Below are 7,355 nucleotides of genomic sequence, written 5' to 3'. Positions count from 1 at the left end.
TTATACGTGTTAGCAAATCTGCGATTGGGTCAGTCATAACCATTTTTCGTGCCTCCTTTCATTAGAATGTTCTAATTACCAACTTGCTTTTCTGCAACCAGGAATTTCTCCCTTGTGTGCAAGTTCTCTAAAACAGATACGGCATATACCAAATTTTTGTAATACAGAATGTGGTCTTCCGCAAAGTCTGCATCTTGTATAAGCTCTAGATGAATATTTAGGTTCTTTTTTCCATTTCTCTATTAAAGCCTTACGTGCCATATGTTTTCCTCCTTATTATTGAGCAAATGGCATTCCAAGGAATCTTAATAACTCTCTTGCTTCCTCGTCTGTCTTTGCTGTAGTAACGAATATTATATCCATTCCTCTAATTTTATCAATTTTATCATATTCTATTTCTGGAAATATAAGTTGTTCTTTAATACCGATAGCATAATTCCCTCTACCATCAAAAGCTTTAGAAGAAGCTCCTCTAAAATCTCTAACTCTAGGTAATGCAACGTTCATTAATTTATCAGCAAATTCGAACATTTGAGCCTTTCTTAATGTAACTTTACAACCGATTGGAGTATTTTCTCTTAGTTTAAAGTTGGCTATAGATTTCTTTGCTCTTGTTATAATTGGTTTTTGACCAGCAATAATTTGCATGTCGCTAATAGCTGAATCTAAAACTTTAGAGTTATCTTTAGCTTCTCCAACTCCCATATTTAAAACTATCTTTTCAAGCTTTGGAACTTCCATTACGTTTTTGTAACCGAATTTTTCCATAAGCGCTTGAACTACTTCATTCTCATATTTCTCTTGTAGCCTTGAACTCATATGTTAAACCTCCTTTCATAAACTAAAATGTTTCTGCACATTTCTTGCATACTCTTACTTTAGTTCCATCTTCTAGAATTTTGCTACTTATTCTTGTTACATTTTTGCATTTTGTACAATACAACATAACTTTTGAACTATTTATAGCTGCTTCTCTGTGAGTTATTCCACCTTGCGCATTTTGTTTGCTTGGTTTCTGATGTTTTGTAATAACGCTAACATCTTTCACTAAAACTTTACCAGTTTTAGGATATACAGCTAAGACTTCGCTTATTTTGCCTTTATCTTTACCAGAAATAACCATTACTGAATCATTTTTTCTTATGTGCACTTTTTTAACTGCCATGTTAGACACCTCCTATCTTATAGAACTTCAGGCGCTAGTGATAAGATCTTAGTGAAGTCTTTATCCCTTAACTCCCTTGCAACTGGTCCGAATATACGAGTTCCTTTTGGGGTTTTGTCATCTTTTATGATAACAGCTGCATTATCATCAAATCTAACATATGATCCATCGGCTCTTCTTAAACCTTTTACAGATCTAACTATAACTGCCTTGACAACTTCACCCTTTTTAACAACTCCACCTGGTGTTGCACTTTTAACGCTGGCAACTATTGTATCACTGATGTTTCCCCATTTTCTATGAGATCCACCTAAAACTCTAATACACATAATTTCTTTTGCGCCAGAATTATCTGCAACCTTTAATCTTGATTGCTGTTGTATCATATCAAATACCCTCCTTCCAGTTCTTAAACCGAAACATTATTTAGCTTTTTCAACTATTCCAGTAATTCTCCATCTTTTATCCTTAGATAATGGTCTAGTTTCCATAATTGTAACTTTATCATTCACTTTAGCTTCATTATTTTCATCATGAGCCTTAAACTTAGTTGTTTTATTAATTATCTTTCCGTATAATGGATGACGAACTTTTGTTTCAATTGCTACAACTATTGTTTTATCCATTTTATCAGAAACTACCTTACCTGTTCTTGTTTTCCTGTTATTTCTTTCCACAAGAGCAACCTCCTTTCAGTTTTACTGTTCAAAAGCCTTTATTTCTTCTTGCCTAATGATTGTCTTAATTTGGGCTATTGATTTTTTAACCTGTTTAATTCTCATAGGATTTTCTAATTGCCCTGTAGCTAACTGAAATCTAAGGTTAAATAACTCTGCCTTCAAATCAGACATTTTTACTAGCAAATCTTGAGGATTACTTTGTCTTAATTCATTTAATTCATTAGCCTTCAACGACTTCACCACCCATTTCCTCAAAATCTCTTCTAGATACAAACTTAGTTTTTATTGGAAGTTTGTGTGAAGCAAGTCTCATTGCCTCTCTAGCTGCTTCTTCTGTTACTCCTGCAATTTCGAATAAGACTCTACCTGGCTTAACTACTGCTACCCAATATTCAACTGAACCTTTACCTGAACCCATACGAGTTTCAGCTGGTTTTTCAGTCACTGGCTTATCAGGGAAGATCTTTATCCAAACTTTTCCGCCTCTTTTTACTTCTCTATTGATAGCAACTCTGGCAGCTTCTATTTGATTACTTTTAACCCAGCCACATTCCATAGCTTGTAATGCATAATCACCGTATGCAATAAAGTTTCCTCTTGTAGCTTTTCCTCTCATTCTACCACGTTGAACCTTACGATGTTTAGATCTCTTAGGCATTAACATGTCTTATTCCTCCTTCCTTCTACGCTTTTGCTTCTTCCGTAACGATTTTTTTTGTAGGAAGAACTTCGCCTCTATATACCCAAACTTTTACGCCGATTTTACCATATACGGTATCTGCTTCTGCAAATCCATAATCTATATCAGCTCTCAAAGTCTGCAATGGTATTGTACCTTCATGATAATGTTCAGTTCTAGCTATTTCTGCTCCGCCAAGTCTTCCTGCACAAGCAATCTTAACTCCCTTAACGCCAGATCTCATAGCTCTTTGAATTGTTTGTTTCATTGCTCTTCTAAAAGAAATTCTCTTTTCTAATTGAGAAGCAACATTTTCAGCCATAAGTTGAGCGTTGTTTTCAGCTTGCTTAACTTCTACTATGTTAATTAAAACATTTTTATCTAATACAAGTTTTTTCATATCAAGCTTTATAACTTCAATTCCAGAGCCACCTCTACCAATGACCATTCCTGGTTTAGCAGTGTGTATGTTGATTTTAACTCTTTTAGCAGCTCTTTCAATTTCAATTTTAGAAATTCCTGCTGTGTAAAGTTTACTTTTTAAGAATTCTCTAATCTTAAAATCTTCAACAAGATTATCTGCAAAATTCTTCTTATCTGCATACCATCTAGAACTCCAATCCTTAATTACACCAACCCTAAAGCCGTGTGGATGTATCTTTTGTCCCACGCTATACCCCTCCTTCTTATAATCTCTCTGTAACTATTATAGTTACATGGCTAGATCTTTTCTTTATTCTATAAGCTCTTCCTTGCGCACGCGGTCTAAATCTCTTAAGAGTTGGACCTTGACCTGCATAAGTTTCAGCAACATATAATCTATTAATATCTAAGTTCAAGTTGTTTTCTGCATTTGCTACAGCTGATTTAAGTACTTTAGTTACTACTTCAGCTGCATTTTTGGGAGTAAATTGTAATATAGCAAAAGCTTCATTTACTTTTTTACCTCTTATCAAATCAAGAACAATCCCGATTTTCCTTGAGGATGTTCTCACATATTTAGCTATAGCTTTAGCCTCCATGTTTGTTTCCTCCTTCCAACACTATCTTACTTTGCTAGTTTTTTCTCTGTCAATGTGTCCTTTAAATGTTCTAGTTAACGCGAATTCTCCTAATTTATGCCCTACCATATCTTCTAAAACATAAACTGGTACATGTTTTCTTCCATCATGTACTGCGATAGTATGCCCTATCATTTGTGGGAAAATAGTAGAACTTCTTGACCAAGTTTTTATTACTTTTTTCTCGCCAGCTTTATTCATTTCATTTATTCTTTTTAACAGAACTTCTTGTATATAAGGTCCTTTTTTTACTGATCTACTCACCTTTGTGGCCTCCCTTCATAAACCATGAACATAGTTTTAAAGACAATATAACCTTCAATAAAACTATTTTCTATTCTTTGTCTTAACAATAAATTTATCAGAGTATTTGTTATTTTTTCTTGTTTTATATCCAAGTGCTGGTTTACCCCAAGGAGTCATCGGACTAGCGTGACCAACTGGTGCTTTACCTTCTCCACCACCATGTGGATGATCGTTCGGATTCATTACTGATCCTCTGACTGTAGGTCTAAAGCCTAAATGTCTTTTTCTTCCTGCTTTACCTATGTTAACAATATCATGTGTCAAGTTTGAAACTGTTCCTATAGTAGCTCTACAATTTAATCTAACATATCTTACTTCTCCACTTGGAAGTCTTACTTGAGCATATTCTCCTTCTTTAGCCATAAGTTGCGCTGAAGAACCTGCTGATCTTACAAGTTGAGCACCTTTTCCTACCTGTAGTTCAATATTATGAATTGTTGAACCTAATGGTATATTAGATATTGGAAGTGTGTTTCCAACTTTTATATCAGAATCAGCACCGGATACAACTACATCCCCAACTTTCAAACCAACTGGAGCTATTATGTATCTTTTCTCACCATCAGCATATACAACAAGAGCTATGTAAGCAGATCTATTTGGATCATACTCAATTGTAGAAACTTTTGCTGGAATACCATCTTTTGTTCTCTTGAAATCTATTATCCTGTAACTTTGTTTTGCTCCACCACCTCGGTGACGAACAGTTATCTTACCTTGATTATTTCTTCCACCTGATCTTTTTGTGCTTACAAGAAGTGATTTTAATGGCTTATCTGTTGTTATTTCTGCAAAATCAGACATTGTCATATTTCTTCTTGAAGGTGTGGTTGGTCTAAATTTCTTAATCGCCATGTGATTTCCCTCCTTCTTTCTCGCTTATCTGGCCTCTGCCAATACTAGCTTAATAATTACATTCCATCAAAAAACTCAATTGTTTTGCTTTCTGTTGTTAAAGTAACAATAGCTTTTTTAAAGTCAGCTCTTTTTCCAATGTGAACTCCAACTCGTTTAGTTTTACCTATATTCCTTAGTGTTCTTACATTTTCAACCTTAACTCCAAATACATCTTCTACTGCTTTTTTAACTTGAGTTTTATTTGCATGGATATCAACTATAAAGGTGTATTTTTTTTCAGCCATTACCGCCATACTTTTTTCAGTAATTACTGGTTTTCTTATAATATCATGGCTAGTTAGCTTCATTATATATACACCTCCTCAATTTTAGATACAGCATCCTTTGTAACTATGAATTTTTCATACTTTAGTATGTCATAAACATTTAAGTTATTTACTGGTGTTACTTGCACTCCTGGTATGTTTCTACCTGATTTATAGATATTTTCATCTGATTTTTCAACAACTATTAAAGTTTTCTTAGCATCAAAAGCTTTTAAAATCTCTAACATTGCTTTAGTTTTTGGTGAATCAAATTCTAAGCTGTCTATAACTATCATTTCATTTTCAGCTACTTTAGCTGATAAAGCTGATTTAAAAGCAACTCTTCTCATTGATTTTGGTACAGACATACGGTAATCTCTTGGCTTTGGAGCAAATACTATACCACCATGTATCCATTGTGGTGATCTAATAGAACCTTGTCTTGCTCTACCAGTTCCCTTTTGTCTCCAAGGCTTTATTCCACCGCCTCGAACTTCAGCTCTAGTTTTAGCTGATTGAGTTCCTTGTCTTTTATTTGCGAGTTGTGCTACAACAACTTGGTGCATAGCATCTGTGTTGATTTCAACTCCAAATATATTTTCATTTAATTCAATATCTCCAACTTTTTTACCATCTTTACTAAATAAATCTAATGTAAGCATTCTGCATCCTCCTTTCTTTTAAAGTTATGCTTTAACAGCATTTCTAATAACAACTGTGCCTTTGTTTGGCCCCGGTATTCCACCCTTAATTAATATAATGTTCTTTTCAGCCATTACTTTAACTATTTCAAGGTTTATTACTGTTGTATTAACATTACCCATGTGACCTGGCATATGTTTGTTTTTGAATGTTTTTGATGGATCAGAAGATGCTCCCATTGATCCTGGTGCTCTATGGAATTTAGAACCATGACTCATTGGTCCACAAGCTGCATTCCATCTCTTAATTACTCCTTGGAATCCCTTTCCTTTAGAAATTCCTGATACGTCAATTTTATCTCCAGCAGCAAAAATATCTGCTGTAAATTCTTGACCTACTACATAAGCACTTGTATCTTCCATTCTAAATTCTTTTACGAATCTTTTTAAAGAAGTACCTGCCTTAGTAAATTGTCCTTTCATTGGTTTGTTGACTAATTTTTCTCTTATATCTCCAAAACCAACTTTTATTGCATTGTAACCATCATTTTCAACAGTTTTGATTTGAACAACAACACATGGACCTGCTTCAACAACTGTTACTGGAACAACTTTTCTACTCTCATCGAATATTTGAGTCATTCCAAGTTTTTTACCCATTATTCCTTTTTTCATGAAAATACACCTCCTACTTATTAGCGGACCACAATAGTGATCATAATAGTTAGTAATAGTAATCTATTACTTGCGTATAGTAATTATACTAATACGCGTCATCGCACTTCTATGTACGCCTATAGTTTTATTTCGATATCAACACCAGCTGGTAAGTCTAACCTCATTAGTGCATCAACGGTTTTTGGTGATGGACTAATTATGTCTATCAGCCTCTTATGAGTTCTTATTTCAAATTGCTCTCTTGAGTCTTTGTATTTGTGTGGAGACCTTAAAACTGTAATAACATCTTTTTCTGTAGGTAGTGGTACTGGACCAGCTACTTTAGCTCCTGTACTTTTGGCTGTTTGAACAATTTTTTCAGCTGATTGATCCAAAATGTTGTGATCAAAAGCCTTTAATCTGATTCTGATTTTTTGTTTAATCATTATTATTCCCTCCTTTTCATCGCACGTTCTACTTCTTACGTGCAACAGCGGATGTTCTGTAAACTGTTCCAGGTGTTGCATACAAAAATTTTAAGAAACAATCGCAGAAACTCCGTCGCCCGATTCAAGATCAGGGCGTGCTCGGTGAAGAATGACCCGGAAGTCCGGCAACCTCTTACCTCATCGCTGTTACCACATACAACTCTTAAAGTATACAACATATCTTTTGCTTTGACAAGTATTTTTTTATATTATTTTATAATCTTTCTTTTAACTATTTCAACTTATATTTACATATAGGTTTTACTGCATGAAAAAGGAGAAGAGCGTCCCCTTCTCCTTAATAATAAAAGCTTTTATTATTGTATTAAATCATCAATTGATTATTATAAACACATTGTAAATTATTATTTAACTATTGAAGTAACAACTCCAGAACCTACTGTTCTTCCACCTTCTCTGATTGCAAATCTTAATCCCTCATCCATTGCTACTTGAGTGATTAATTCAACATTCATGTCAATGTGGTCTCCTGGCATTACCATTTCCATTCCGTC

Annotated in this window: 15 protein-coding genes and 1 pseudogene; all 16 read right to left on the bottom strand. The window is 34.3% G+C overall.

All coding sequences use genetic code 11. The annotated features are described in order from the left end of the window. Positions 1 to 75: 75 nt before the first annotated feature. Positions 76 to 261: a type Z 30S ribosomal protein S14 gene (locus VIM70_RS20095; RefSeq protein ID WP_216287798.1), complete on the bottom strand. Its 186-nt coding sequence runs from the start codon at positions 259 to 261 to the stop codon at positions 76 to 78. Between the two features lie 15 nt (positions 262 to 276). After that, complete coding sequence (rplE, locus tag VIM70_RS20090) at positions 277 to 819, bottom strand: 50S ribosomal protein L5 (RefSeq protein WP_331947565.1); 543 nt, start codon at positions 817 to 819, stop codon at positions 277 to 279. A 22-nt stretch (positions 820 to 841) separates the two neighbouring features. Beyond that, positions 842 to 1,165, bottom strand: a complete 324-nt coding sequence (gene rplX / locus VIM70_RS20085; protein WP_331947564.1) for a 50S ribosomal protein L24 — start codon at positions 1,163 to 1,165, stop codon at positions 842 to 844. 17 nt (positions 1,166 to 1,182) lie between these two features. Continuing rightward, a complete protein-coding gene (gene rplN / locus VIM70_RS20080) occupies positions 1,183 to 1,551 on the bottom strand; it encodes a 50S ribosomal protein L14 (protein WP_331947563.1) in 369 nt (122 codons plus the stop codon). Between the two features lie 36 nt (positions 1,552 to 1,587). Beyond that, a complete protein-coding gene (rpsQ, locus tag VIM70_RS20075) occupies positions 1,588 to 1,842 on the bottom strand; it encodes a 30S ribosomal protein S17 (RefSeq protein WP_331947562.1) in 255 nt (84 codons plus the stop codon). A gap of 21 nt (positions 1,843 to 1,863) precedes the next feature. After that, positions 1,864 to 2,076: a 50S ribosomal protein L29 gene (gene rpmC, locus VIM70_RS20070; RefSeq protein ID WP_216306415.1), complete on the bottom strand. Its 213-nt coding sequence runs from the start codon at positions 2,074 to 2,076 to the stop codon at positions 1,864 to 1,866. Further along, entirely contained in the window at positions 2,066 to 2,509 is a 444-nt protein-coding gene (gene rplP, locus VIM70_RS20065; RefSeq protein ID WP_331947561.1) for a 50S ribosomal protein L16, read from the bottom strand. The genes rpmC and rplP overlap by 11 nt, the downstream gene beginning before the upstream one ends. A 19-nt stretch (positions 2,510 to 2,528) precedes the next feature. Further along, entirely contained in the window at positions 2,529 to 3,194 is a 666-nt protein-coding gene (rpsC, locus tag VIM70_RS20060) for a 30S ribosomal protein S3 (RefSeq protein WP_331947560.1), read from the bottom strand. A 16-nt stretch (positions 3,195 to 3,210) separates the two neighbouring features. Further along, complete coding sequence (gene rplV / locus VIM70_RS20055; protein WP_331947559.1) at positions 3,211 to 3,546, bottom strand: 50S ribosomal protein L22; 336 nt, start codon at positions 3,544 to 3,546, stop codon at positions 3,211 to 3,213. A gap of 21 nt (positions 3,547 to 3,567) precedes the next feature. Further along, positions 3,568 to 3,849, bottom strand: a complete 282-nt coding sequence (rpsS, locus tag VIM70_RS20050; RefSeq protein WP_331947558.1) for a 30S ribosomal protein S19 — start codon at positions 3,847 to 3,849, stop codon at positions 3,568 to 3,570. Positions 3,850 to 3,912: 63 nt separating this feature from the next. Then, positions 3,913 to 4,746, bottom strand: a complete 834-nt coding sequence (gene rplB / locus VIM70_RS20045) for a 50S ribosomal protein L2 (protein ID WP_331947556.1) — start codon at positions 4,744 to 4,746, stop codon at positions 3,913 to 3,915. Positions 4,747 to 4,802: 56 nt separating this feature from the next. Further along, complete coding sequence (gene rplW / locus VIM70_RS20040; RefSeq protein ID WP_331947555.1) at positions 4,803 to 5,096, bottom strand: 50S ribosomal protein L23; 294 nt, start codon at positions 5,094 to 5,096, stop codon at positions 4,803 to 4,805. Then, positions 5,096 to 5,716, bottom strand: a complete 621-nt coding sequence (rplD, locus tag VIM70_RS20035) for a 50S ribosomal protein L4 (protein ID WP_331947554.1) — start codon at positions 5,714 to 5,716, stop codon at positions 5,096 to 5,098. Before rplD ends, rplW begins: the two co-directional genes overlap by 1 nt. A gap of 24 nt (positions 5,717 to 5,740) precedes the next feature. Then, positions 5,741 to 6,370 carry a 50S ribosomal protein L3 gene (gene rplC, locus VIM70_RS20030; RefSeq protein WP_331947553.1) on the bottom strand — a complete coding sequence of 210 codons (630 nt, stop codon included), beginning with the start codon at positions 6,368 to 6,370 and terminating at the stop codon, positions 5,741 to 5,743. Between the two features lie 119 nt (positions 6,371 to 6,489). Next, positions 6,490 to 6,798 (bottom strand): 30S ribosomal protein S10, encoded by a 309-nt coding sequence (gene rpsJ / locus VIM70_RS20025; protein WP_226125942.1) that lies wholly within the window; start codon positions 6,796 to 6,798, stop codon positions 6,490 to 6,492. Between the two features lie 407 nt (positions 6,799 to 7,205). Then, positions 7,206 to 7,355: pseudogene (gene tuf / locus VIM70_RS20020) on the bottom strand (elongation factor Tu); the annotation flags it as partial.

Source organism: Clostridium sp. (assembly GCF_036569345.1).
GTDB lineage: Bacteria > Bacillota > Clostridia > Clostridiales > Clostridiaceae > Clostridium_AD.
This window is presented reverse-complemented; position numbering and strand designations above follow the sequence as displayed.

Coding starts and splice junctions, on each gene's coding strand:
- VIM70_RS20095 (WP_216287798.1), bottom strand. CDS start 261: ATGGCACGTAAGGCTTTAATAGAGAAATGGAAAAAAGAACCTAAATAT.
- rplE (WP_331947565.1), bottom strand. CDS start 819: ATGAGTTCAAGGCTACAAGAGAAATATGAGAATGAAGTAGTTCAAGCG.
- rplX (WP_331947564.1), bottom strand. CDS start 1,165: ATGGCAGTTAAAAAAGTGCACATAAGAAAAAATGATTCAGTAATGGTT.
- rplN (WP_331947563.1), bottom strand. CDS start 1,551: ATGATACAACAGCAATCAAGATTAAAGGTTGCAGATAATTCTGGCGCA.
- rplP (WP_331947561.1), bottom strand. CDS start 2,509: ATGTTAATGCCTAAGAGATCTAAACATCGTAAGGTTCAACGTGGTAGA.
- rplV (WP_331947559.1), bottom strand. CDS start 3,546: ATGGAGGCTAAAGCTATAGCTAAATATGTGAGAACATCCTCAAGGAAA.
- rplB (WP_331947556.1), bottom strand. CDS start 4,746: ATGGCGATTAAGAAATTTAGACCAACCACACCTTCAAGAAGAAATATG.
- rplW (WP_331947555.1), bottom strand. CDS start 5,096: ATGAAGCTAACTAGCCATGATATTATAAGAAAACCAGTAATTACTGAA.
- rplD (WP_331947554.1), bottom strand. CDS start 5,716: ATGCTTACATTAGATTTATTTAGTAAAGATGGTAAAAAAGTTGGAGAT.
- rplC (WP_331947553.1), bottom strand. CDS start 6,370: ATGAAAAAAGGAATAATGGGTAAAAAACTTGGAATGACTCAAATATTC.
- rpsJ (WP_226125942.1), bottom strand. CDS start 6,798: ATGATTAAACAAAAAATCAGAATCAGATTAAAGGCTTTTGATCACAAC.